Source organism: Halapricum salinum, from assembly GCF_004799665.1.
Lineage (GTDB): Archaea > Halobacteriota > Halobacteria > Halobacteriales > Haloarculaceae > Halapricum > Halapricum salinum.
Window position 1 is genome coordinate 2,548,865 of record NZ_CP031310.1, and the last position, 25,837, is coordinate 2,574,701.

22 protein-coding genes and 2 tRNA genes are annotated in these 25,837 nt (G+C 62.8%); 18 read left to right on the top strand and 6 right to left on the bottom strand.

Annotated features, from left to right (window positions below; genetic code table 11):
* Positions 1-11 precede the first annotated feature (11 nt).
* The 14 genes from DV733_RS12470 to rpsB all read left to right on the top strand — a co-directional run bounded on the left by DV733_RS12470 (position 12) and on the right by rpsB (position 7,272).
* A complete protein-coding gene (locus DV733_RS12470; RefSeq protein ID WP_049994394.1) occupies positions 12-1,055 on the top strand; it encodes an SPL family radical SAM protein in 1,044 nt (347 codons plus the stop codon).
* 166 nt (positions 1,056-1,221) lie between these two features.
* A tRNA-Ser gene (locus tag DV733_RS12475) sits at positions 1,222-1,304 on the top strand.
* Positions 1,305-1,321: 17 nt separating this feature from the next.
* The gene (locus DV733_RS12480) at positions 1,322-1,846 is read left to right on the top strand and encodes a 30S ribosomal protein S13 (protein WP_049994393.1); all 525 of its coding nucleotides are present in this window, start codon (positions 1,322-1,324) and stop codon (positions 1,844-1,846) included.
* On the top strand, positions 1,846-2,358 hold the full coding sequence (locus tag DV733_RS12485; RefSeq protein WP_049994392.1) for a 30S ribosomal protein S4: 513 nt from the start codon (positions 1,846-1,848) through the stop codon (positions 2,356-2,358). Before DV733_RS12480 ends, DV733_RS12485 begins: the two co-directional genes overlap by 1 nt.
* Before the next feature lies 1 nt (position 2,359).
* Positions 2,360-2,746: a 30S ribosomal protein S11 gene (locus tag DV733_RS12490; RefSeq protein WP_049994391.1), complete on the top strand. Its 387-nt coding sequence runs from the start codon at positions 2,360-2,362 to the stop codon at positions 2,744-2,746.
* 6 nt (positions 2,747-2,752) lie between these two features.
* Positions 2,753-3,502, top strand: a complete 750-nt coding sequence (locus DV733_RS12495; protein ID WP_049994390.1) for a DNA-directed RNA polymerase subunit D — start codon at positions 2,753-2,755, stop codon at positions 3,500-3,502.
* A 117-nt stretch (positions 3,503-3,619) separates the two neighbouring features.
* Positions 3,620-3,704 (top strand) — tRNA-Leu (locus DV733_RS12500).
* 18 nt (positions 3,705-3,722) lie between these two features.
* The gene (locus tag DV733_RS12505) at positions 3,723-4,073 is read left to right on the top strand and encodes a 50S ribosomal protein L18e (protein ID WP_049994389.1); all 351 of its coding nucleotides are present in this window, start codon (positions 3,723-3,725) and stop codon (positions 4,071-4,073) included.
* Positions 4,070-4,507, top strand: a complete 438-nt coding sequence (locus DV733_RS12510) for a 50S ribosomal protein L13 (RefSeq protein WP_049994388.1) — start codon at positions 4,070-4,072, stop codon at positions 4,505-4,507. The genes DV733_RS12505 and DV733_RS12510 overlap by 4 nt, the downstream gene beginning before the upstream one ends.
* Positions 4,501-4,899: a 30S ribosomal protein S9 gene (locus DV733_RS12515; RefSeq protein ID WP_049994387.1), complete on the top strand. Its 399-nt coding sequence runs from the start codon at positions 4,501-4,503 to the stop codon at positions 4,897-4,899. Before DV733_RS12510 ends, DV733_RS12515 begins: the two co-directional genes overlap by 7 nt.
* A 12-nt stretch (positions 4,900-4,911) precedes the next feature.
* Positions 4,912-5,106 carry a DNA-directed RNA polymerase subunit N gene (locus tag DV733_RS12520; protein ID WP_049994386.1) on the top strand — a complete coding sequence of 65 codons (195 nt, stop codon included), beginning with the start codon at positions 4,912-4,914 and terminating at the stop codon, positions 5,104-5,106.
* Positions 5,103-5,285: a DNA-directed RNA polymerase subunit K gene (locus DV733_RS12525; protein ID WP_049994385.1), complete on the top strand. Its 183-nt coding sequence runs from the start codon at positions 5,103-5,105 to the stop codon at positions 5,283-5,285. The genes DV733_RS12520 and DV733_RS12525 overlap by 4 nt, the downstream gene beginning before the upstream one ends.
* Positions 5,282-6,481: a phosphopyruvate hydratase gene (gene eno, locus DV733_RS12530; RefSeq protein ID WP_049994384.1), complete on the top strand. Its 1,200-nt coding sequence runs from the start codon at positions 5,282-5,284 to the stop codon at positions 6,479-6,481. The genes DV733_RS12525 and eno overlap by 4 nt, the downstream gene beginning before the upstream one ends.
* The gene (gene rpsB, locus DV733_RS12535) at positions 6,478-7,272 is read left to right on the top strand and encodes a 30S ribosomal protein S2 (RefSeq protein ID WP_049994383.1); all 795 of its coding nucleotides are present in this window, start codon (positions 6,478-6,480) and stop codon (positions 7,270-7,272) included. The genes eno and rpsB overlap by 4 nt, the downstream gene beginning before the upstream one ends.
* A 69-nt stretch (positions 7,273-7,341) precedes the next feature.
* Here rpsB and DV733_RS12540 read toward each other — a convergent pair whose 3' ends face one another.
* From DV733_RS12540 to DV733_RS12560, 5 genes are all read right to left on the bottom strand, one after another.
* Positions 7,342-7,932 carry a sulfite oxidase-like oxidoreductase gene (locus DV733_RS12540; RefSeq protein WP_049994382.1) on the bottom strand — a complete coding sequence of 197 codons (591 nt, stop codon included), beginning with the start codon at positions 7,930-7,932 and terminating at the stop codon, positions 7,342-7,344.
* An 893-nt stretch (positions 7,933-8,825) separates the two neighbouring features.
* A complete protein-coding gene (locus tag DV733_RS12545) occupies positions 8,826-10,163 on the bottom strand; it encodes a glutamate-5-semialdehyde dehydrogenase (protein ID WP_049994381.1) in 1,338 nt (445 codons plus the stop codon).
* Positions 10,156-11,010: a glutamate 5-kinase gene (gene proB / locus DV733_RS12550; protein WP_049994380.1), complete on the bottom strand. Its 855-nt coding sequence runs from the start codon at positions 11,008-11,010 to the stop codon at positions 10,156-10,158. The genes DV733_RS12545 and proB overlap by 8 nt, the downstream gene beginning before the upstream one ends.
* Positions 11,003-11,779, bottom strand: coding sequence for a pyrroline-5-carboxylate reductase (gene proC / locus DV733_RS12555; RefSeq protein WP_079979471.1), 777 nt, complete (start codon positions 11,777-11,779; stop codon positions 11,003-11,005). Before proC ends, proB begins: the two co-directional genes overlap by 8 nt.
* Before the next feature lie 955 nt (positions 11,780-12,734).
* Positions 12,735-15,368 (bottom strand): PAS domain S-box protein, encoded by a 2,634-nt coding sequence (locus DV733_RS12560; protein ID WP_049994379.1) that lies wholly within the window; start codon positions 15,366-15,368, stop codon positions 12,735-12,737.
* 159 nt (positions 15,369-15,527) lie between these two features.
* Between DV733_RS12560 and DV733_RS12565 the strand changes: the two genes are divergently transcribed.
* The gene (locus tag DV733_RS12565) at positions 15,528-16,244 is read left to right on the top strand and encodes a hypothetical protein (RefSeq protein WP_049994378.1); all 717 of its coding nucleotides are present in this window, start codon (positions 15,528-15,530) and stop codon (positions 16,242-16,244) included.
* Between the two features lie 59 nt (positions 16,245-16,303).
* A complete protein-coding gene (locus tag DV733_RS12570) occupies positions 16,304-18,388 on the top strand; it encodes a DEAD/DEAH box helicase (protein ID WP_049994377.1) in 2,085 nt (694 codons plus the stop codon).
* On the opposite strand, the gene DV733_RS12575 is transcribed toward DV733_RS12570, so the two are convergent.
* The gene (locus DV733_RS12575; protein ID WP_049994376.1) at positions 18,389-19,222 is read right to left on the bottom strand and encodes a hypothetical protein; all 834 of its coding nucleotides are present in this window, start codon (positions 19,220-19,222) and stop codon (positions 18,389-18,391) included.
* 94 nt (positions 19,223-19,316) lie between these two features.
* Between DV733_RS12575 and DV733_RS12580 the strand changes: the two genes are divergently transcribed.
* Together DV733_RS12580 and DV733_RS12585 are read left to right on the top strand one after the other, a co-directional pair.
* On the top strand, positions 19,317-20,711 hold the full coding sequence (locus DV733_RS12580) for an ICP22 family protein (RefSeq protein ID WP_049994375.1): 1,395 nt from the start codon (positions 19,317-19,319) through the stop codon (positions 20,709-20,711).
* 150 nt (positions 20,712-20,861) lie between these two features.
* Entirely contained in the window at positions 20,862-25,625 is a 4,764-nt protein-coding gene (locus tag DV733_RS12585) for a hypothetical protein (RefSeq protein WP_161569356.1), read from the top strand.
* The last annotated feature ends 212 nt before the right edge of the window (positions 25,626-25,837 follow it).

The window sequence follows — 25,837 nt, forward strand, 5'->3', positions numbered from 1 at the left end:
CCCGTCTCACGATGGTCGAACGCGTCACCACTGCCTCGGACCCGACCGATGCCGTGCTCTCGGAGTCGGCGCTGTCGGTTCACGGCGTCTGTGATTACGTCGTCAACGTCGCGACCGGGTGTCGCCACGGGTGTGCGTTCTGTTACGTCCCGTCGACACCGCCCGTTCGTGCACGCAAAGACATGATCTGTGCGGAGAGCGGCGTCGAAAGCCCACGTTCGGACTGGGGTAGTTACGTCCTCTATCGTGACGACCTCCCCGAACGACTCGACGCACACCTCGACCGGAAGCGAACGTGGCACGAGACCGAACGCGGCAGGGGGATCGTCGGCGTCTCCTTCAGTACCGACCCGTACATGGACGACCGTGCGGCCGGTATCGCGACCGACGTAATCCGTGTGCTGGCCGACCACGAGAAGTACGTGCGAGTGCTGACCCGGAATCCGACCCGGGCGCTACGGGACCTCGAGACGTTTGTCGACGCTGGCGAGTACGTCACTGTCGGTACCTCGATCCCCTCGCTGAACGCCGAGGCGGTTCGGGCGCTGGAACCGCACGCTCCGGCCCCCGCGAGTCGTCTCGACGCGCTCCGGTCGTTCGCCGAGGCTGGCGTCCAGGTGTATGCCCTCGCCTCGCCCACCTACCCCGATCAGGATCGGGCCGCCCTCCGGCGGCTCCTCGAACGGATCGCGACCGTCGATCCCGCCGTGGTGTTCCACGAGCCGTTCAACGTCCGGAGCGCGCGGATGTCGGCGACACGCTCGCACGCCCGTGACTGTGGCGACCGGGACCTCGCGGACGCGTTCGACCGCCTGTCCGGCACTGACGCGTGGATCGAGTACGCCCTCGAGCACTCCCGGCAGGTATTGGAGCTCGGAGCCGACCTCAGTCTCCCGATTCACCTCTGTCCTCACTGGCAGCTCACGCGGGCGGCAGACGGTGCCGTTCGGAAGTGGTTCGAGGCCTGGCGGGAGCGCCAACCGCCCGAGTCGTTCGCGGGACGACCGCTGTCGGACGACGCGCCGCTATCGACTCCGGATTTCGAGCGTCGGTGAACGCGGGTCGCGAGACACCGACGCATGCGGGCGGCGATCCGTTGCCCTTATATGCGGGCGAGTCGGACCATGCAGACACGAATCGTGCAGGGGGAGCGCCCCCGAGTCCGTTTCCCGTCGGTGACCGACCGACGCCGGTGATGGGCGCGAGTATGCCAGCAAGCGTGTTGTGGTAGCCAAGCGGCCCAAGGCGCATGGTTGCTAACCATGTGGCGTCAAGCCTCCGGGGTTCGAATCCCCGCCACAACGCTCACTACAATCCACACATGAGTGCAGAAGACCCAGACGCGGACGAAGCGCCGGAGGACGATGAGGACCTTCGGTACTTCGTCCGTATCGGCCAGACGGACCTCGACGGCACGAAGTCTGTCGAGCGTTCGCTGACAGAACTGAACGGTATCGGCCACCGCGCCGCTCGGATCATCGCCCAGAAGGCGGGCGTCGATCGACGGGACACTTTCGGTCGCCTCGACGACGAGACGATCGACGAGGTCGTCGAACTCGTCGAAGGCTTCGCCGACGAAGTCCCCGAGTGGCTCGCGAACCATCGCAACGACTTCTTCAGCGGTGAGACGTCCCACGAGATCGGCAACGATCTCGACCTCACCAAGCGACAGGACATCAACCGCATGAAGATGATCGACTCCTACAAGGGCGTCCGCCACAAGCGCGGGCAGAAAGTCCGTGGTCAGCGCACCAAGTCCACGGGCCGTACCGAGGGGACGATCGGTGTCAACGTCGAAGCGATCAAAGAAGAACAGGCTGAGGAAGCCGCAGCTGAGGAAGAATAATGGCACTCGGATCCAACACCAAGTTCTACGAGACGCCGAACCACCCCTATCAGGGCGAGCGGATCGGCGAGGAGTCCGGCCTGCTCAGTCAGTACGGGCTGAAGAACAAAGAGGAGCTCTGGCGCGCCCAGTCCGAGCTGCGTGGCTACCGCCGCGAGGCTCGTGAACTGCTCGGCCAGGCCGACACCGGTGTCTACGAGGCCGACGAGTTCCTCACTCGACTGAAGCGACTGGGCATCCTCGACGACCAGGACGGGCTGGACGACATCCTGAGCCTGGACGTCACCGACGTGCTCGAGCGCCGCCTGCAGACGGTGGCCTACCGCAAGGGCCTGGGCAACACGCCCAAGCAGGCGCGACAGTTCATCGTCCACGGCCACGTCACCGTCGACGGTGCTCGCGTCCAGACGCCGTCGATGAAGGTGGCCATCGACGAGGAGAGCACCATCGCGTTCGACGAGACAAGTCCGCTGGCGGACGAACTCCACCCCGAACGAGCGGAGGACCAATAACATGGCAGAAGACGACGACAGCAAGTGGGGCATCGCCCACGTGCACGCATCGTTCAACAACACCATCATCACGATCACCGACCTGACGGGCGCGGAGACGCTGACCAAGTCCAGCGGCGGGACGGTCGTCAAGCAGAACCGCGACGAGGCCTCGCCCTACGCCGCGATGCAGATGGCCGAGGTCGTCGCCGAAGACGTCCAGGCCCAGGGCATCGAGGGTGTCCACGTTCGGGTTCGCGGTCCCGGTGGCAATCTCCAGACCAACCCCGGTCCGGGCGCCCAGGCGACGATTCGAGCGCTGGCCCGAGCCGGTCTCGAAATCGGTCGCATCGAGGACGTCACGCCGATTCCACACGACGGCACACGCAGTCCGAAATCCAGCGGGTAATATACAATGGCAGACTACGACGTAGCGTTCATCGAGCGGGACGATCGACGGGCACGGTTCCTCGTGCGAGGAGTCACGCCGGCGTTCGCAAACGGCATCCGCCGGGCGATGATCGCCGACGTGCCCACCTTCAGCATCGATACCGTCCGGTTCGTCGAGAACTCCTCGGTCATGTTCGACGAGCAGATCGCGCTCCGGCTCGGGCTGATCCCGCTGACCACGCCGCTGGGCGACGAGTTCGAGGAGGACGACGTCGTCACGCTCGCACTCGACGTCGAGGGGCCAGAGACGGCCTACTCCGGGGACATCGTCTCCAGCGACGATCTGGTCCAGCCGGCCGACGCGGACGTGCCGATCATGGACCTCAAGGACGGTCAGCGCCTGGAGTTCGAGGCCGACGCGACTCTCGGCTACGGGAAAGACCACGCCAAACACCAGGGCGGCGTGGCCGTCGGCTATCGACACCTCCAGCGCGTCGAGGTCGTCGGAGAGCGAGACGAGTTCGACGACGGCGAGGCCGAGATCGTCCGCGGGGTCATCGAGACCGAAGACGGCGACCTCGTCCCGACCGAGGACTTCGACAACGACCTCACCGAGCGCTACCCTGACAGTGAGGTCGAAGTTCACGACGTCGAGAAGGCATTCGTCTTCGACGTGGAGTCTGACGGCTCCTTCGACGTGGACACGCTGGTCCAGGCAGGTATCGACTCGATCCGCGGTCGCGCGGAAGCACTGAAAGACGCGGTACAACTGTAAGGATGAACACGACCCTCGACCTCTCACGGCGCCTGCCCGCTGCCCCCAGTGGTGCGAGCGGCGCGGATCGCCGGACCGAAAGGGGTTTGAAGGGTCACGTGAAACAGACTATTGCGAGCAGGGATAGCCAAGTCTGGCCAACGGCGCAGCGTTCAGGGCGCTGTCCCGTAGGGGTCCGCAGGTTCAAATCCTGCTCCCTGCACTTTTCAGGAGGGACGTTATGAGTAAGAGTAATCCGAGACTCAGTAGTCTCATCGCCGATCTGAAGTCGGCCGCCCGGCAGTCGGGCGGAGACGTCTGGGGCGACATCGCCGACCGGCTGGAGAAGCCGCGGCGTACCCACGCGGAAGTCAACCTGGGGCGTATCGAACGATACGCTCAGGAAGACGAGACCGTCGTCGTTCCAGGCAAGGTCCTCGGCAGTGGTGTCCTGCAGAAGGACGTCACCGTCGCGGCCGTCGACTTCTCAGGCTCGGCAGAGACAAAGATCGAACAGGCCGGCGAGGTCGTCTCGCTCGAACAAGCAGTCGCTGACAACCCCGACGGATCGAACGTACGGGTGATCAAATGAAAGCAGACACCACCGACGCCGACGTGATCGTCGACGCGCGTGACTGCATCATGGGTCGCGTGGCCTCTCAGGTCGCCGAACGCGCGATGGACGGCGAGTCGGTCGCCGTCGTCAACGTCGAACGCGCGGTCATCACCGGTAGCGAGGACGACGTCACGTCGAAGTTCCAGAAGCGGCGTGAACTCGGCTCCGACCGTGGACCAGCCTACCCCAAGCGACCCGACGGTATCTTCAAGCGGGCCATCCGCGGGATGGTGCCCTACAAGGAGCAGAAGGGTCGGGCGGCCTTCGAGAACGTCCGCGTGTACGTGGGCAACCCCTACGACGACGAGGGCGAGATTCTCGAGGGAACCTCGCTGGATCGACTGTCGAACATCAAGTTCGTCCAGCTGGACGAGCTATCCGAAAGCCTCGGAGCCAAGGTAACATGGTAACGAACACGTCAGGAAAGAAGAAGACAGCCATCGCTCGCGCGACTGTGAGCGACGGTAACGGTCGGGTTCGGATCAACTCCCGGCCTGTCGAACTGGTGGAACCGGAGCTGGCACGGCTGAAGATGCTCGAGCCGTTCCGCATCGCCGACGCCGACCTCCGCGAGTCGGTCGATGTCGACATCACGGTCGAAGGCGGCGGGACGACCGGGCAGGCAGACGCCACCCGGACGGCGATCGCCCGCGGCCTGGTCCAGCACACGAACGACGCGGAACTGCGCGACGCGTTCATGGAGTTCGACCGGTCGCTACTGGTCAACGACGTGCGCCAGTCCGAACCCAAGAAGTGGGGCGGACCGGGTGCCCGTGCGCGCTATCAGAAGTCCTACCGCTAAGGTGATAAAACTATGATGGTACCGGTCAGGTGTTTCACCTGTGGAAACGTCATCGGCGGGCACTGGGAAGAGTTCAAAGCGCGGACGCGTGAAGACGACGAAGACCCCGAGAAGGTACTCGACGAACTCGGTGTCGAACGGCATTGCTGTCGCCGGATGCTCGTCTCCCACAAGGACCTCGTCGACATCGTCTCACCCTACCAATGATGGGACAGCAGTACAACCGCTACGAGAAAGCCCGCATCATCGGTGCCCGAGCGCTGCAGATCGCACACGGCGCGCCGGTGCTGGTCGAGACCGACCAGACCCAGCCGATCCTCATCGCGGCCGAGGAGTTCGACGCTGGGGTCCTGCCCTTCACAGTTAACAGAGGTAAACACACATGACGCTGATCACCGACATCCGACTCCGACGCGTACTGGACTCCCGAGGCAACCCGACTGTCGAAGCCGACGTCACCACCGAGAGTGGCGGCTTCGGCCGTGCGGCCGCACCGAGCGGCGCGAGCACGGGCGAACACGAAGCCATCGAACTGCCGGCCAACGAGGCCATCGCACAGGCACGCGAACACGCCGTGCCGCGGCTCGTCGGCGAGGTCTACGCCGGCGACCAGCGCGAGGTCGACGGAGTGCTCCGAGCGGCTGACGGCACGGACAACTTCTCGGAGATCGGCGCGAACGCCGCAGTCGCCATCTCGATGGCCGCGGCCAAGGCCGGTGCCGACGTGCTCGGTGCGCCGCTGTACCAGCACCTCGGTGGCACCTTCCGCGGCGATCAGTTCCCGACCCCCCTTGGGAACGTCGTCGGCGGTGGCGAACACGCCGCCGAGGCGACGAACATCCAGGAGTTCCTCTCCGCACCGGTCGGTGCACCGAGCGTGACCGAGGCGGTCTTCGCGAACGCGAAGGTCCACGCCCGGATCAAGGAACTGCTCGAAGACGAGGGCGTGCCGACGAACAAGGGCGACGAGGGTGCCTGGGCGCCGCCGATCGGCGACGACAAAGCGTTCGAGATCGTCGACCAGGCGACCTCCGAAATTGCGGACGAACTCGGCTTCGAGATCGGCTTCGGCCTGGACATGGCCGCCGCCGAGATGTACGAGGACGGCGAATACGTCTACGACGGCGAGGACAACCGTTCGACCGACGAACAGATCGAGTACGTCGCAGAGATGACCCGCGAGTACGACCTCGCGTACGTGGAAGATCCTCTCGACGAGAACGACTTCGAGGCCTTCGCCGACCTCACCGACGAGGTCGGCGACGAGACGCTCATCTGTGGTGACGACCTGTACGTGACGAACGTCGAGCGCCTCCAGACCGGGATCGAACAGGGGTCGTCGAACTCGATCCTCATCAAGCCAAACCAGATCGGCACTCTCTCCGACGCCGTCGACGCCATCGAACTCGGCGCGAAGAACGGTATCCAGTCCGTGGTCTCGCATCGATCCGGCGAGACCGAGGACACGACCATCGCTCACCTCGCCGTCGGCGCCGCGGCCCCGTACATCAAGACGGGGACCGTCGCCGGCGAGCGGACGGCGAAACTGAACGAACTGATCAGGATCGAAGAACAAGCATGAGTCAGGACGAAGACGACGCAGACATCGACGACGCTTCGGAGACAGCCGGCGAGGCCGGCGCCGTCGCCGAGGCTGAGGAAGCGCCCGCGTCCGAGGCCGAGGAGTCGGCCACGGACGTCGAGACACCGGCCGAGGAGGCCGACGCTGCGGAAGAGCAGGCCGCCGAGGAGGAGCCGACGCTCGACGAGGACGTCATGCCGGAGGGCGAGGAGGCAGACCTCCTCATCCCGGTCGACGACTACCTCGGTGCCGGGGTCCACATCGGGACCCAGCAGAAGACCAAGGACATGGAGCGGTTCATCCACCGCGTCCGCACGGACGGGCTGTACGTGCTGGACGTCTCGATGACCGACAAGCGGATCCGCACGGCAGCGGACTTCCTGGCGAACTACGATCCCGAGCAGATCCTCGTGGCATCGAGTCGGCAGTACGGTCGGTTCCCGGCCGAGAAGTTCGCCCAGGCCGTCGGTGCACGCGCCCGGACTGGTCGATTTATCCCCGGGACACTGACTAACCCCGACTACGAGGGCTACATCGAGCCCGACGTCGTGGTCGTCACGGACCCGATCGGTGACGCCCAGGCCGTCAAGGAGGCCATCACCGTCGGGATCCCGGTCATCGCGATGTGTGACTCCAACAACACCACCAGCAACGTCGACCTCGTCGTCCCGACGAACAACAAGGGTCGAAAAGCACTGTCGGTCGTCTACTGGCTGCTGGCCAACGAGACGCTCGACCGCCGCGGTGCCGAGCCGTCCTACGCCCTCGAAGACTTCGAGAGCGAGATCTAAGGTCCCTCGATTTCGACTGTTCTGCCGGCGATTCGCGGTTTTGTCGTTGTCGTACGTCGTCGCTTCTGATTAGCTATAGCGGTCCTGTTCCCAGGGATTGGCGGTGTCGGAGTAGCCGCGTTGTTCCCAGTAGCCACGTTCTTCCTCGGTGAGGAAGGTGACGCTGTCGACCCACTTGGCGCCTTTCCAGGCGTACTTGTGTGGCGTGACGACCCGCAGGGGGCCACCGTGATCTGCGGGGAGGGGTTCGCCGTCGAGTTCGTAGGCAAACAGGACCTCCTGGCGGTTGCAGGCGTCGAAGGCGAGGTCGGTGGTGTAGTCGTCGGCCGCGCCGAACATGACGTGGACGGCGTCCTCGGAGACGCCCGCGCGCTCGACGATTTCGGGGAAGGGGACGCCCGTGAACTCGTTGTCGAGACGGCTCCAGCCCGTGACACAGTGGAAGTCCTGGAGTTGGGTCTCACTCGGGAGGTCGAGAAATTCCTCCCACGTGAAGGTGAGTTCGTTCTCGACGGCACCCGAGACGGTGAATTCCCAGACGTCGGTATCGACCCGGGGTGTGCCGCCTTTCGAGAGGACGGGGAAATCCTCGCGCTCGCTCTGGCCCGGCGGAAGTCGCTCGTCGCCGAATTCCTGGTAGAGATCCGTAACGTCGCGCATTGCTGGGTTCTAGTCGTCTGAGACGGAAATGGGATTCGGGTTCACTCGCTAGGCAATAGCGATACTGCTGGAGAGGCCTCCTCGAAAGCCCTCACCACGCTCGGAGTTCCGGGGCTCGCTGCGCGCTTCACTCGCTTCGCTCGTTGTAGTGCTTGAGTCGCCCGGGAACCGCCGACCGTGGTTCGCCCTTTCATTCCACCAGGTATCGTAGGTGTGAGCGCGACAAAACGCGCTCGCGAATGACTCCACCACTCCCCCCGGTTCCGCGCCGTCCGGCGCGCTCGCGGTTTCACCGTCTTCTCGCGGGCTCCGCCCGCTCGAACGGTCCGTGGAACTCCGTTCCACGCGACTCGCTCATTCCGAGATCTTCGCTTCGCTCCACGGCTCGCTGCACTCGCCGTTCCGCATCGAGGGCTCCCGCTGGTCGCCCTCGCACCGCTCAGATCTCGCGCGGAACACGCTTCCTGACCGCCCCGCGGTGGCCGGGAGCGCGTGCGAGACGCGACCGCAGGGAGCGTCTCGATTGCGAACGGGGAACGCAGTGACCCGTGAGCGCGCGACCCGGGGAAGGGCAGGCTTGCTGTGTTGTCAGTACAAGCACACGGCGAGCAAAGTGAGCCGTTTCACCGGACGCAAAGCCGAAGGCTGAGCGTCCGGGTCGTTTTTCCCCATGTTTTTCTGACCGAGTGGTTCCCGCAGTGAGCGAAGCGAACGAGGAAACCCGAGGGAGGAAAAAGTGGTTGTGGCAGGCTTGTTGTGCGGGGCGGTTGCCTGGAGGATTGAAAGGGCGAGACTCGGTCGGGCTGAAAGGGAGTCGAGGGCTTTCCCTGCTTGTTGGCGTCATAGTCTCCGGCTCCTAGCCAGCGAGCCGGGAGAACACGAGAGAAAGAGAATCAGTTGCCAGAGAGCTGTCCAGGCCGCCAGTCACCCTCGAAATCGCGGTGCGTGAACGGCTTCGCATCGTCACCAGCGTAGGTCGCGACGAGCTGCCCGTCACCCTCCAGATAGTACTTGTACGTCGTCAAACCCGCAAGACCCACGGGGCCACGCGCGTGGATCTTCCCGGTCGAGATCCCGACTTCGGCACCCAGACCGTAGCGATACCCGTCGGCGAACCGCGTCGAGGCGTTGTGGAAGACGCTCGCGGCGTCGATCCCAGTCATGAAGGCTTCTGCGTGCTGGCTATTCTCGGTGACGATCGACTCGGTGTGTTTCGAGCCGAAGGTGTTGGCGTGATCGATCGCGTCGTAGACGTCCTCGACGACCTTGATCGAGAGTTCCAGATCGCCGTACTCCGTCGCCCAGTCCTCGTCGGTCGCGGGATCGATATCCACGAACTCCTGGGTCGTGGGACAGCCACGCAGAGTCACGCCCGCGTCTTCGTAACGAGCGACCATCCCGGGCAGGAAGTCCGCGGCCACGTCCTCGCTGACGAGCAGCGTCTCCACGGCGTTACAGACCGCAGGATACTGGGTCTTGGCGTCGAAGGCGATGTCTGCGGCCATCTCCAGATCGGCCTCGCTGTCGACGTAGACGTGACAGACCCCCTCGGTGTGGCCCAGCACGGGAATCTGGGTGTTGTCCTGAATGTAGGAGACGAACTCCGAGGAGCCACGCGGCATGATGAGATCGACCTTGTCGTCCATCTCCAGCAGGGCGTCGACCTCCTCGTGGGCCTCGATGAGCTGGGCCCAGCCCTCGGGCATTTCACCTGTGGCCTCGACGATGGTCTCGTAGAGGACCCGGTTCGACTCGCTGGCCTCGCTGCCACCTTTCAAGATCACTGCGTTCCCGGATTTGAGCGACAGCGCGGCGATCTGGACCAGCGCGTCGGGCCGGGATTCGAAGATGGTCCCGACGACGCCGATAGGGACCGCGACCTTGTACAGCTCCAGATCGTCGTCCAGTTCGCGGGCCTCCAGCGTCTCGCCGAGGGGATCGTCCTGTGCGGCGACGGACTCGACCATCTCGGCGATCGATTCGAGCTTTCCGTCGTCGAGTTTCAGCCGATCGACGAGTGCCTGGGTGTACTCGCCCTCTTCGAGCAGTTGCTCGGCTTCCGCGACGTCTTGCTCGTTGGCCTCCAGAATCGCCTCGCTGTGCTCGCGGATGGCGTCGGCGATCGACTGGAGGGCGTCGTCACGATCGTCCTCGCTGACGTTCGCGAGTCGCAGCGCCGCCTGCTGTGCTTCCGTGACTTGCCCGTCGGTGTCGTAGACAGTCTCACTCATCGGACTCACCGTTGATAGGGACGAATAGCGTTCCCACGGGTTTGGCAGTAGCGATTTTCTCCAGGACGTCCCGTTCCGTGGATTTGGCGATGATGGCGGGGATACCGTGCTCGCTCGCGTCGCGAGCCCCCTCGACTTTGGTCTGGATGCCGCCGAACGCCGCGTCCGTCGAGGCGTCGATGATCTCCTGGACTGCGCTGTAGTTCGTGCCGACGGCCTCGATCAACTCGGCGTCTGGGTCGTCCTTGGGATTGCCCGTGAAGACGCCGCCGACGTCGGTCAGCGTCACCAGCAGATCGACGTCGATTCCGATGGCCACGGAGGCGGAGATCATGTCGTTGTCGCCGATCTGGATCTCTTCTGTGGCGACGGCGTCGTTCTCGTTGATGATCGGGACGACGCCCCATTCGAACAGCTGCTCGACAGTGTTGGCGAAGTTGGTGAAGCGCTCGGGGTTCGACAGGTCGTGTTCGGTGAGCAGGACCTGGGCCACTTGCTGGTCGTAGCGGTCGAAACTCTGGGTGTAGTGGTGCATCAGTTGACTCTGACCGATGGTCGAGAGGGCCTGGGAGCCTTCGACGGTCTCGACGTCTTCGTCGAGCAGTCCCTTGCCGGCGCCGATGGCGCCCGACGACACGAGGAGGACGTCCTTGCCCCGTTTTCGGAGGTCCATGATGTCGCTGACGAGCTTGTCCAGTTTCACGCGATCCAGCCGTGACTCCTCGTCGGTCAGGGAGTTCGTCCCGGCCTTGACGACGACGCGCTGGGCGTCGGCCGCGAGTTGACGCGCCCGTTCGACTTCCTCGGCGTCGACGGTTTCGACGCGCTCGGTCTCCTGTTCAGTCATCGTGGAACTCCTCAGCGATCTCTTCGGAGCGCTGTTCGGCCGCCAGCACGGCCTCGATCACCTTCGCTTCGACGTCGCTGCCACGCAGTACCTTCATCCCCTCGATAGTCGTCCCGCCGGGCGAGCAGACGGCGTCGATCAGTTCGTCGACGCTGCGGTCGTCCCGGAGGACGGTCTCGGCCGCACCCTTGAACGTCTGGGCGGCGAGGGTTTCGGCCTGTTCGGGGTCGAGCCCGCCCTCGATGCCGGCTTCTTTCATGGCTCCGATGAGATAGAAGACGAAGGCGGGGCCGGAGCCGTTGACGGCCGTCGAGATGTCCATCAGGTCCTCGTCGATCTCGACGAACTCGCCCACGTCGTCGAGCAACTCGCGGATGTCGTCGGTGAGTTCGCCCTGCGTGACCGCGGCGGCCATGTCGCCGGTCTCGGCGGCGAGGTTGGGCATGATCCGAACTACTGTGGCGTCGGTGCGCGCACTCACGAAGTCGGTCGAGACGCCCGCCGCGATGGTCACGAGCGTCTGGTCCCCGGAGAGATCGAGTTCTTCGAGGACCACGGCGACGGTGTCGGGCTTGACCGCGAGGACGACGACGGGACTGTCCTGGGCGGCTGTCAGATCCGTGCTCGTCGCTTCGCTGTGTTCGTCGATCGCGTCGAGGGCGTCGGGGTCGGCGTCGATCGCCGTCACCCGGTGGTCGCCCCCGCGGGCGAGGCCTTTCACCAGGGCCCCGCCCATGTTTCCGGTGCCGATAATGCTGACGTGTACCATCTTACCCGTGCAGAGTAGATTGACGGACATACCAACTACGGTTTCTGGCTAGACGGGATTTCTGGGGAGTCGACTACACACCAGCGACCAACGACTGTAGAAATCCCTCTCCACGCTAGGAACTGTGACTGCCGGAGACAGCACCTTCTCGAAAGCCCTCACCACGCTCGACGTTTCGGGGCTCTCACGGCTCCCTCCGGTCGCCGTTCGAACAATTCGAGGCCTCACTCCGTTCGGCCTCGTGCTCGCTCATTTCGAGACTCTCATTTCGTTCGAGTCTCGCGGGCGACACGCTTCCTGACCGCTCCGCGGTGGCCGGGAGCGGCTTTCCTGCCGCGTAGCGAGAGAGCTCCGCTCTCTCGGACCTCGCGGTGTAACCGCGAGAATCCGGGGAAGGGCAGGCTTGCTGTGCTGTCACTACAAGCATACGGCGACCGGAGGGAGCCGTTTCACCGGACGCGAAGCCGGAGGCTGAGCGTCCGGGTCATTTTTCCCCACGTTTTTCTGACCGAGAGGTGCCCACAGCGAACGAAGTGAGCGAGGACACCCGAGGGAGGAAAAAGTGGTTGTGGCAGGCCTGCTGTGCTGTCACTACAAGCATACGGCGACCGGAGGGAGCCGTTTCACCGGACGCGAAGCCGGAGGCTGAGCGTCCGGGTCATTTTTCCCCACGTTTTTCTGACCGAGAGGTGCCCACAGCGAACGAAGTGAGCGAGGACACCCGAGGGAGGAAAAAGTGGTTGTGGCAGGCCTGCTGTGCGGATGCCTGGCGGATCGAAAGGGCGAGACTCGCTGGCGCTGGACAGGGAGTCGCTGAGCAGGCCCTATTCGAGCGAAGCGAGAATATCCTGCTCAGCGGCCGCCAGCGAGTAGAGGGCTTTCCTTGCTTGTTGCCTTCAGTAACACCACAGTCTCATAGCCAGCGAGTCGAGAGCATTCCAGCGGCGAAAACAAGTCACGCTTCGGGCCAGGAGACGGCGTTGTCGGGAAAACTCAGCCGGACGATCGATCCCCGGGGCTCGTTGTCCGCGTACTCGACGTCGCCACCCAGAGACGTCACCAACCAGGTCACGAGCCAGAGACCGACGCCCTGACCGTGTTCGAGCGGGGTCTCCTCCTGGCGTTCGAGGATGGTGCGTTCCTCGGTCGGCAGCCCGGGGCCGTCGTCACGGACCTCGATGGCGATCCGGTGGTCCGGACGTTCGACGGCGATTTCGACGGTCGTCGGTTCGCGGTCGCCGTGCTCGATAGCGTTCTCGATGAGCGCTTCGAGGACAATGCCGATCCGCTCGTCGATCGACGGGAGCGACCCGCCCACAGTCGTCCGGACGACGGTGTCCTCGCGCTGACGATAGGGCTCGACAGTCTGGTCGATGATCGTTGCTAGCGGTCGGCTGGGAGCGTCCTCGCGGTCCAGGGCTTGCTCGGCGGTCCGGATCCCTTCCGCGAGATCGACGACGTCTTCGGCCATCCGTCGGATCGCTTCGGCGTGGGTGTCGAGGTCGTCGGGGTCGTCGGTCTCCTCGAGGTAGTTCGCCCGGCCGAGGACGACGCTCATGTCGTTGCGGATGTTGTGACGGAGGACGCGATTGAGCACCCCCAAGCGGCGCTGGCGCAGGCGCTGGTCGGTGATGTCGGTGTAGACCCCGAAGGCGGGCGTGCCCTCACCGTCATCGGAAGTGACGGGGATGCCCCGAAAGAGGAAATACCGGATCCCGCCGGCCGTCTCGCGCCTGACTTCGGCGCTGACTAGCTCGCCCGCTGCGGCCTTGCGGTCGAGGTCGACGCCGGCGTCGCCTTCCTCGGGCGGGAGGACGAACTCGTTGAGGGAGTTGCCGACGACGCGCTCTGCGTCGTAGCCGAACGTCTCTTCGAAAGCGTCGTTGACGCTCTCGACGATCGGTTTCCCGTCGGTGATCGTGGCTTCGACGACCGGGTCGGGGACGTTCTCGAACAGCTCGACGAAACGGTCGCGCTGGTGCTGAAGTTCGGACTCGACCTCTCGGCGCTCGCTGATGTCGTGGACAACGGCGACGACGCCGTTCAGTTGCGCCGCTTCGGGCAGGGGTGCGAAGACGACTTCACATGGGACCGACGACCGGTCGGCGGTCGTGAGTGTCACTTCGACGGTCGTCGACTCGCCGGATTCGAGCGATCCCAACCGTGTGCGAATCCGCTTTGCGTCGGCTTCGGAGACAAAGTCCGCGGCCGAGGACCCGAGCACGCCATCCTCGCTGCGCCCGAGAAACGAACAGAGCGCCTGATTGGCCATCCTGACGTGGCCGCTGGCGTCGAGGACGGCCACCCGGGCGTCGATGGTCTCGAAGATGGTCTCGTAGCGCCGCAGTTCGGCTTCCCGCTGGGCGCTCTCGAAGGCCGCAGCGGCGGTCGTCGACAACAGTTCGGCGAAGTCGATCTGGTAGTCGTCGAACTGCCGATCCTCGCGTGAGCCCGAAACCAGCAGCCAGCGGTCGCCGACCGGAACCTGTAACTCCGTCCGGATGTCGGTTTCGGGATCGTGGACGGGCCCTTGCTCGGCCACGTCGCGAATGACTCGCGTCTCGCCGTTCTCGAAAGTCTCCCAGGCCAGTGACTCACCCGCTGCCAGCGTGGGTTCGCCGAACAGTGCCCGGGCCTGCTCGGTCGTCGCTACCGGAACCAGCGCTTCCAGCCCTGGCTCGTGTCGGTACACCCCAGTTATCGGGAGATCGAGCGCCTTACTTGCCGTCTCGGCGGTGATCTCGGCGATCTCCTCGGGCGTCGAGGCCAACAGGAGTCGATCGGACGCCTCGTAGAGATCCGAGAGTGCTGTCTCGCGTTCGACCAGCGGACTCACGTCTCGCAACAGGCCAGTGAAGTGGCGTTCGCCGGCCACTGTAAACTCGCCGAAGGAGATCTCGAGGTCGATCTCGTGGCCGTCGGCGTGCTCGCCCGGGAGTTCGATCGACGACCAGTCGAGCGCCCGATCCCCGGTATCGAGATAACGGGCGACCCCCTCGTGGTGGGGGCCGTGGAATCGATCGGGCATCAGCATGGTCAGCGACGACCCGACCACCTCGGCGGGGTCGTAGCCGAACACCTCCCGGACGGCGTCGTTGACGTACTGCACGGTGCTGTCCTCGTCGATCGTCACCAGCACTTCCGAGAGACTGCCGGCGACCGATTCCAGCGGCACGGGCGTCCCCTCGCTGGTGACGGCCGTCTCGACGGTGCGCGGCTCTCCAGACTGATTTTCGAGAGCGTCCCAGATCCGTTCGGCGAGTCGATCCTCGTCCGACAGCGGGAGGTAGTCGGTCGCACCCGCGCCGAGGACGTCCGTGGCCAGGCGCTCGCTGCCGTCGCGGGCCGTGACGACGACTGGAATCTCCGGCCAGCCGTCGGCGATGGCTCCGACGACGGCGACGGGGTCCGGGCGGTCGAAGCCGTCGGTACAGACGACGCAGTGGACGTGATCGCCGCCGAGTGCCGCCATCGCGTCTTCGAGTCTCTCGACCGCGACTGTCACGAACGCGTCGTCGAGACGCCCGATCCGTTCGGCGAACGCGCCGTCGACGGGATCGACGACGAGCAGCCGAACTGGATCTGTCATGGACGATGGGTTGCGGAGAAGAGAGATAAATCCTCGGACGAACCGCTCCATCCCTACGGAGCGCCCCGGTCGCCGCTGGCCAGTCGACGGACCACGCACAATACAGCAGTCGTGGACCGAAATACATTTTCGCTCGTACTCTGTCGAACAATTTGAACGATGGCCGTTCTCGAACGAATACAGGCTACGATCGCCGAGAACAGGGGGACGATACTCCTCCTCGTTGGGCTCTTTCTCCTCTTGAACCCACAGCTTACGGCGGGACTCGCCGAAACGGATGCCGACCAATATGGCTACGAGTCGTTTCAGATCACGGTGACCGAAGACGGGACGCTCGAAACGTCCGAGAAGATCTTTTCTATCGATTCAGACGCTGCGTGTCTAGATATTCCGATCACCCGGGCATGTATCCTCGAACAGGCAGTCTACGACGATGGTGGGATCGTCTACGCCGGCCCGTCGTCGTTCATCGAGCGCTCGTACTCGTACGTCTACGTTCACGACGAGGGGTTCTTCGAGCCTGTCGAACGAGAGCGCAGCGACGGACGTGTCCACTACGGGCACGACCCCGTCGACGCGAGCACCGCGATGGATCGAATCTCCACGCCGATCGATCGCGCTTCTGTGGATGCACGTGAGGCGATCGAGCAGGGGACTTTCGGCACGACCGACGAGATTCGGGACGCCAACGAACTGATCCAAGTCGACGGCGAGTACTACGTCGTCGACCGCACGAGCTACGACTCGGCAGGTGACGATGGCACGTGGGTGACGCTCCTCATCCGGTGGCTTCCCGGTCTTCTCGGATTCGGTCTCCTCCTCGTCGGACACTTCCTCCAGGTCGCGACCGATGTCAAGCGCGTCCGACAACAGTGAAACGCTCCGCCTCATCCGACTCCGAACCCCTGAAATAGCCCTGTCTCGTACACCGATTCGTGTCACAGCAGGTCGCCCAGGTGGACACGCTGTTCCTCCACGAGCAGGGTGCGAACTTCCAGGTCGCCGTCCTCCGAGACGGCCAGCGCGTGCTCCACGCGATCCTCGAACTCAAAGAGACCAGCGCCGGGCCTCGCCCCGCCCGCCTCCGCGTGAAACAGGGGTCCAGCGAGGAGCCGCGCAGCCCCGACCAGTTCGTGGACATCGCCCGCCGAGCGACCCGCATTCGAATCTCAGAGCAGACCACCCAGCGCGGCCGCGACCGCGTCCGGGAGATGCTCGACGGCTACCAACTCGACGCCAAGGTCGTCCGAACCTGCCGGTACTGTGCCTCTGCCGGCGAGTACTCTCCGATCACTTCCGAGACGGCGATACAGGCCGACGACGAGCAGATCTGTCCGGACTGTGCGATCACCGAACTCGAACGCGAACTCGCCTATCACGGCGACGTGACAGGGAGCGCCCGGGACCGGCTGGAAGAACTCCTGCTCGACGTGCAGGACCTCGACCGGATCACGAACCTCCTCTCCGGTGAACTCGATCCCGATCTCACCAAATTCGACGAAATCTCCGCGACGGTGGACGAGGTCGACCTCGTCCCCACGGACTCGCTGAATCTTCACCCCGGGATCCAGAGCAAGCTCGAAGGTCGCTTCGACACCCTCCTTCCGGTGCAGAGTCTGGCCGTCGAGAACGGCGCGACGGAGGGCCGGGACCAGCTCGTCGTCTCCGCCACGGCAACAGGCAAAACGCTCGTCGGCGAGATGGCTGGGATCGACCGCGTCCTCAACAACAAGGGCAAGATGCTGTTTCTGGTTCCCCTGGTCGCGCTGGCGAATCAGAAGTACAACGATTTCCGCGAGGAGTACGGCGACATCTGCGACGTCTCGCTGCGCGTGGGGTCGAGTCGGATCAGTGGCGACGACAACCGCTTCGACCCGAGTGCGGACATCATCGTCGGGACCTACGAGGGGATCGATCACGCCCTCCGAACGGGCAAGGACCTGGGGACGATCGGCACGGTCGTCATCGACGAAGTCCACACCCTCGGCGAGGGCGAGCGCGGCCACCGCCTCGATGGTCTGATCTCGCGACTCAAGTACTACTGCGAGGTCGATAGAACTGTGGCCCAGAAACACGACGGCCGAGCCGGCCCCCACGACCACGGCGACACCCAGTGGATCTACCTCTCGGCCACAGTCGGCAACACATCCGAACTGGCCGAGACTCTCGGGGCGCAGCTCATCGAGTTCGAGGAGCGGCCCGTGCCGATCGAACGCCACGTCACGTTCGCCGACGGTTACGAGAAACTCGATCTGGAGGACAAACTCACGAAACGTGCCTTCGACACCAAGTCCTCGAAGGGCTACCGGGGACAGACGATCATCTTCACCAACTCCCGGCGGCGCTGTCACGAGATCTCACGGAAACTCCAGTATTCCTCTGCACCCTATCACGCCGGCCTGGACAACAGGCGACGCCAGCGCGTCGAGAAGCAGTTCGCCGAGCAGGAGCTGGCGGCCGTGGTCACGACTGCGGCGCTCGCGGCAGGGGTCGACTTCCCGGCGTCGCAGGTGATCTTCGATTCGCTGGCGATGGGCATCGAGTGGCTGACGGTGCAGGAATTTCACCAGATGCTCGGCCGAGCGGGCCGGCCGGACTACCACGACAAGGGGACGGTCTATCTACTGGTCGAGCCCGACTGTGCCTATCACAACAGCCAGGAGATGACCGAAGACGAGGTGGCGTTCAAGCTCCTCAAAGGTGAGATGGAGTCGGTGATGACTCGCTACGACGAGAACGCCGCCGTCGAGGAGACGCTGGCGAATCTCGTCGTCGCCGGCCCGCAGGCAAAGCGGTTGAACGCCCGGATGCTCGGCGAGATCCCGACCAAACACGCCATCGGCAAACTGCTGGAGTACGACTACATCGACGGGCTCGACCCGACGGATCTGGGTCGGGCGGTCTGTCGGCACTTCCTCTCGCCGACTGACGCCTTCCTGATTCTCGATCAGATCCGAAAAGCGGCCGACCCCTACGAGGTCGTCGCGGAACTGGAACTCCGCGAGAACGAAGCGGCCTGATCAGGCCGAGACGAAGTTGTCGATCGAGAAGGTCGTCGCAGCGGCGGCCGCGGCGGTCACGGCCCCGACGACGACGCTGTCGATGAGCAGGTTCAGGAACTGGACGGACCCGAGTGCCGTCGAGACGTCCATCTGCGCGGTGGCCAACTCACCGAGGCCGTCGGGGAGGAAGGCAGTCGCGTCGGGTATCGACAGCGACGCGATGAACGTCGCGAGGATCATAAAGAGGATCGCACCCACGAACGTACCCGCCGCTACAGTTTGAACTTTCGACCCGTCGTCCATCTGGAATGCGACGGCGATGCCGAATATCGGCGCCATCAGGAACGCGATGAACGGTGCGATGAGGCTCACGAGATAGCCGTTGAGCGTCTTGTAGGTGCTCGACTCGACTTTGTCGATGTAGTCGGCACTCACCTGTGAACTGCCCGGGACACCCGTGTCGGACGCCTGCTGTTCGATCTCCTGTCTGGCGTCGTCGTAGGCACCGGGGAGGACGGCGAATCCACCGATTGCGCCGAGCAGAAAGACCAGCACACCCAGCAAGATGCCGACCGTGGCCATCGTCGAGATGATCCCTTTGAGATACTTGTTCGGCTCGCCATCGCCGAGCGCGTCGAGCGCGTTCCCGCCACCGCCCGGCGGCTGTCGCCGTTGCTGGCCCCGGGGTGCTTGCTGTGCGGCCCCTCGCCCCTGGCTCTGGCCTGTACTCTGCCGGGATTGTCCACTCTGATTCGGCTGTTGTCCGCCGTGATTTGCGCCCGTATTCTGTCGGGACGGGCCACCACGATTCGGCTGCTGTCCACCCTGATTCGGATCGTTCGACCCTGACATCGGTGGAAGTGACAGAGTCCATACTTATAAAAATACCTGATGTGTTCGACGGCGTGACGAAACCCCTATCTGACACGCCTGCGACCGCTCAAATATGGGGCTGCTCGATGCAATTCGGTCGGCGCTCGGCGGTGGCGACGCCGAAGAGTCAGCCGGCGAGGAAGACGAGGCGGTCGCGACCGATTCAGTGTCGACCGGAACCTCGACAGCCACGCAGCCGAGTGAGAAACCGACAGCCGAAACCGAACAGCCAACCGAGACGAGCGGAGGCGAGGCGACCGATTCGGACTCCGAGCCAGCGAGCGAGACTGAGACGACCGACGACGAGACGGGAACCGAGCCGACGACAGCGGCCGAGTCGACACCGGCTGACGGACCGGACGCCGAGGCGACTACGGCCGAGAGCGCCGCTGGGACGTCCCCAGGCGACGAATCGGACGCGTCCAGGCCGTTGACGGCCGACGACGAGTCGGGCTTCGATCACCTCACCACCGAGACGGTCAGCGACGGCCCGGACATGGCAGAAGAGGCCGCGGCGTTCATCACCGAGGCCGAAGACACGGCCGAGGAACACGAGGACGACGCCACCCGAATCGAGGAGATTCCCGAGGACGACCCGCGGGCGGAGTTCGTCGCCCAGGCCGAGGACCTCGTGGAATTCTGGGGTGAGTACGAACTCGACTACACCCTCGAATCGCTGACGAACCTCGACGATCTCGTCGACGAGCAGTGGGACCCCGAGCGCTTCGAGGACGTCGAATTCGGCGGCGAGGACTACGACTCGCAGGTCTTTACTGATACTGTGACACAGCTGGGGAGCTACTTCGGGGAGGTACTGGTCCGCCAGCAGGACGGCACCTGGCAGCAGGAGACCGGCGTCGGCTGGACCATTACTGTTCCGTCGGGTCCCGAGAGCGAGGCCGCCGGCGCGACGGTGACGGTCTTCCAGGTCGCCGAGGACTGTCTCACCGGGGCGTCGACCTTTACTGGCATGCACGACGCGCTGGCCGACCGCCTGAATCTCTCGGGGCGGGCCGGCGACGGCGAGACGCCGGTCGATCTGGACCGTGCGGACATCGAGACCGTCGCCAGCGACGAGGAGATCGACGACGCCGCTGAGCGCCTCCGCGAAGGGGCCGAAGACCTCGCAGAGCGCTGGCCGAGCTACGACCTCGATTTCTCGATCGACTCGCTGGAGCGCCTTGAGGAGCTACTCGATGCGGAGGTCGATCGCGAGCGCTTCGAGGGCGTGGAGCTGGGCGACGAGACCGACCAGGAGTCGATGCTGCTGACGGCCCACGTCGTCGGCGTCGCGGGCTATCTCGCGGAGGTCCTGCGACGCCAATCCGGCGCTGAATGGGCCGAGCAGGGTCGGATGGTGCTGGTCGTCGAGCACGGCGACTCCCGGACCCGAATCGACCCCATCGAGGTTGCCATCGCCAGTGTTCGTGGCACCGGGTCGTTGACGACGGCCGTGCCTGATTTGTAACGCCGTCGTGGGAATAATATGGTGGCTATGTGAAAATTTCACACCAAAAGTTTTTTTATCATGTGTTGAGGGCGAGATTCTATTGATTCGGGTGGGTTGGGTGCGGCCGTATTCGCCGTACTACTGACAGTATCGATGTTCGCGCCTGCAGTGAGCGCGCAGACGAACACCAGCGACGACACCAGTCTTCAGTCGAATACTGGATCGCAGATTGCACAGCAGTCACTCGTGAATACGAGCGACGATCCAGCGATCGTTCTGAAGATTCGGGCTATCGAACGGGTACGAACGCTTGAAGCGAGCGACCCGATCAACGACACCCTGGTGTCGACGCTGTATCACTACAGGGGACCGACTCGCGTCAATTCGAGTAGCGTCTTCAGGAGCGATGCGCAAGCACTACGCGACCTCCGACGGTATGTTTCTGATCCTGACTCCGCTGCGAATGCAACCAGAGCAGGCGTTCTACTGGCTGGTGCTGATAATAAGACTGCCTACCGTGCAGTCCGAGATGCAGAGCAGGCGCTTGCGTTTGCGCGCGACCGAATCGATCACCGGGGAACACTCAGGAGTTCCCAGGCGCATCTGGACAATGCCCGACGCGCGTACCAACGTGGCCTCTCGGAACTCGACCGTGCGGGGACGGCCGACGCCGAGCGCGCACTCGATCATCGCGCACAGGCTGTGATTCACTTCCGACAGGCGTGGACGCAGTCCCAGCAGGTTCTGGACCGACTCGACGGCTCTCTCTCGCCGGAGGTTACGATCACGAATCGCGCTGATCCTGTTCGAAACGGCTCTGCCAACCGGACTGTCAGTGCGCTCGTTCGATCAGTTCGTCCGGAGACGATCGAAACTGCGACTGTGTTCGTCGACGGGCAGGAACGGACGACGACCAACGTCTCGACACTCGGGGTCGGCCCCGCCGGGAACGCGACCCTGAGTACGACCGTTCGACTTTCCGACCGAACGGCCAACGTGACCGTCGTCGTCCAGTCGGGGGCTGCTACGAGTAGTAACGAACCGCATAGTGACGACAGACGCGGCGGTCCGCCGTCGCATGCTAGGTCCGGCGGGAACGGAAACGGCGGCCCGCCTGCACACGCTGGTCAAAGCGACGAGAAGGTCGGTGAAACCGGGCACGCGACGCTGCTCCTCGATGGCGATGGTCTCAACGACACGTACGAACGGGAGATACTCGGGACTGATCCGCTCGCCCCTGACAGCGATGCCTCAGTCACCGACGCCGACGAGAGTGACGACGGCGTGATCGACGGCGCAGAAGACTTCGACGGTGACGCTCTCCAGACGGTTCGAGAACTCGAACTCGGGACAGACCCGCTGGAGGCAGACACCGACGGAGATGGCCTTAACGACGGATTCGAACTGCACCTCACGGAGACGGACCCGCTCGATCCTGATACAGATGGGGACGGCCTCGACGATGGCAGCGAAGACCTCGACGACGACGGATTGACCAATGCTGAAGAAAGCGACGCCGGAACCGTACCCCAGCTGGCCGACGCCGACCAGGACGGACTGACCGACGCGCAGGAACTCGACAACGAGACGGATCCGTTCGAGTCTGATACCGACGGCGACGGGCTTGACGACGGCGTGGAGATAGCGGCGCCGTACAATACTGAGCCGACCGATCCCGACACCGACGACGATGGCGTCCTCGACGGAAACGAAACCTACACGTCGAGTGTCGAAAACGAGTCGCTGGGCGTCAGCGTCGAAGTGACCGGTCAGGGTGATGCTGTCGCGACTACCACTATCGAGAAGCCGACACACGCCCGATTTGCCGAGGAGAGCCCGTTGGCTCGGAACGTCTCCGTCGCGGAAGGAACCTTCGCAAACTTCGAGACGGAGGGTGAGATCGACAGCGCGACACTCACGTTCGAGTACAACGAGAGTCAGATCTCGACCAACGAGTCAGCACTTTCGGTGTATCGCTTCAACGAGACGCTCCAGCGCTACGAGAAACTCCCGTCGGCGGTCGATCCCGACGCCGACACGATCAGCGCGAACACGAGCCACTTCTCGACCTATACCGTGCTGGACGAAGGGGCGTACCAGGCGTTTCTCACCCGAATGCGGGAGGCCGTCGTCACGGGTGAGACGTCCGTTATCTACCAGGAAGACTTCGAGGGAATGTCGCTGGACGATTCGGCGTGGACCTGTCGGAACGATCCGCGCGGTGGCCCGTACGGAGACACCCCGGCGAAGGGATTCTGTGACGTAGAGGACGGGTGGGCTACCGTGCAGGAAGAGACCAACCGAATGCGCTATCTCAATCGGACCGTGACGCTGGACGTCCCCGAGGACTCGAACGTGCTGGTCACGACGCACGTCAAAGCCCAGATCAACGCCGAGTGGTCCGGGGCGGCGATGAAGCTGGTCGTCGAAAACGGCAGCGAGTCGCGGACGGTCGCAGCACTCAAGAATGACTGGTCGGGCCAGACCCGTACGATCGACACCGTGACGACCGCCGACGTGAGCGATTTCGCTGGCGAGACGGTCAACATCTCGTTGCAGGCCGACGGCCGCTGGACCTACCAGCGTCAGAACACGACCTCGTGGATCTCGGTCAACAATATTACGATCACTGGTGGGCAGTTGGAAGACGCCGACGGTGACGGGATTCCCGATCTGCAGGAGCAGCACCTGCCGTTGCGGAACTATGGTGTGGTGTCTACGAGTACCGCGACCGAGTCCGATGGATCAAACCCAGGATTCGACACAGATGGAGACGGTCTTCCTGATGGTGTCGAAGTTATCAATACGACGAAGGTGATTGCGCCAGATGCTACTCAGAGAACTGTTATTGACGCCGGAGTGGTTCGGACATCTGAGTACGAGTGGGTAGATCCATCGACGTATGTCAATGAGGGCGTCTTGGTCGACTCAAGCGATGGATTTTACGGATATCCATGGCTCTCAGACCCGACGGAAGCAGACACCGATGGAGATGGTCTCGAAGACGATACTGAACTATACGGCTGGGGAGTGTCTGTGACGACAACGACGAATTCAGAGGGTGAGACGGTCCCGTATCGATGGGCCTCACCAGATGAGACTCCTGATGAGACAGTCCGGTTCACGTCTGATCCGAAGGAATATAACAGCGACGACGATGGCGTCGATGATGCTGAGGAAAAGCGACTGAAGACTGATCCGGCGAGTGAGCAGACGTATTACGTGACTGCTGAACACGAGGAGCTGTTGCGGAACTCGTTCTCGGCGAATCTCTCGTTCGAAGACCCGTTCAGAACTCTTAGCTCCGCATATACGATGGATCAAATGGGTCTCCTCCGGGACGATCTCGAATTCCAGCCCTGGGACCCGGCTCTCGATGACGGCACGGACGACTTCGATCTCAAGATCGACCAGTCACATGATGGACTTGGCCAGTACTACGTTCTGAAAATAGCTGGTCGTGACCGAACGGACTACTGGCTCTCGAACGAGCAGGAATTACAGAGTTGCCAGGGGTGCTCTCCGTACGCTCGATATTACGAGGAAGTCAGCACTGGTCCGTGGCTGGCCGATAGTGACGGTGATGGTCTGACTGACGGCCAGGAGATGAGTGGTGTCGACATTATAGTGGATGGTTCGAGCCGGGTGTATTCTACGAATCCGAATTTGAGAGACACAGATCAAGATAGACTGGGAGATTTAGCGGAATATCGGTTTGGTGGTAATCCTGTGGATCGGAATCCCGATGGCGATCAGTTCGGAGACTTTGCAGATCCGCAGCCTCGAACTGAGAATACTTTCCCGTCAATAAATGTAACTTTCAACCCAACATTATTCGGGGGAAGTAGGGGTGTTACTGCTACCGATGAGTCGGGGATCCACCGTCTAATACTCACATATGAAGTGAAATCAAAACAGGGTGAATGGGGAGAAGTCCAATACTCTGGACGAGAAGTGTCTGAGAATAAACGGAGCATAACTGGAGTCTCTATACCCTCCGACGCTAGAAATATTACAGCTACAGCTGTAGATGAAAATGGTAACTCCCTCTCGATAGGACTCAAATTCGAAGACTCCAGTGGCGAAGTGACGGGGATCGGAATGAATGCTGCTGGACTCACACCGTTCGTGCCTGTTGCTTCAGCGGAACCAACCCCCGCAGGGGAGGTAATCTTGGGTATCCTCATCACGGGTGCAGTCACTATCGATATCGGTCAACGAGTATACTCTGTCATAACTTCTGACGGGACGACGCGGACCTACGAAGCTCCACGATACGCAACTCCAGTACAGGAGAGCTACAATTCCGGTGAGATTCTGCTCACGGAAGGCCACCTTGAGACGAACGGCGGATTCACGCGGGGCTACGGCTGGGAATATATCTCAGCGACGACGGAACTCACTCAGAGTGAGGTCAGTACGATCGTCAACAACGGCCGGACGATCGATCGGCAGGGACCGGTGGATTACATCATCGGCAATATCGGTGACAAGACGGTCGTGCTGACGGTGATCGGCAGCACGCTGATGGCGGCGTCAACGGATGGATTCACTAACGATCCGTGTAATCAAGCTGAGACAGTTGATCTTGAATACGAAGAAGATCACTACACACGTAATCCCGAAAACACTCCTGAGAAACCATATGATGACCGGTCAACTGTGAAAAAGTTACTTGACGATGGGAGTGAAGCGGCTCTTGAAACGGCTAATGGGAAACGGTATTATATCAAGAAAGTTGGTCCAAACCAGTGGACAGTAATCGTTCTTCTGCCAGTCGTAGAAGAGATATCAGGAAAGATGGTAAATAATTTTGCGAAGCGATTTGTTAAAACGTTCCTCACTGATGTTGATGATGGGGAACAATTCTTTGACTCTAAAGACGAAGCTAAAGACGCAATTGATGAACACGTAACAGAAATTAATTGTTGACAATGACTCGAAAATCTGGCAAACACAAGGAAAACAGAGCCAAGGAATATCATAAAAACGGGCAGTTCGAAAATGCTGCAACGTCATATACCCAAGCTGCATATGAGTTCCTTGGTGAAAATGGCCTTACGCATTCGGTGTCAGCAGCTAGCGGTCTCAGGAATCTCCTTGTCGGAGCTGCCTGTTTTCGATTCCAAAAGTCAACCGAACAG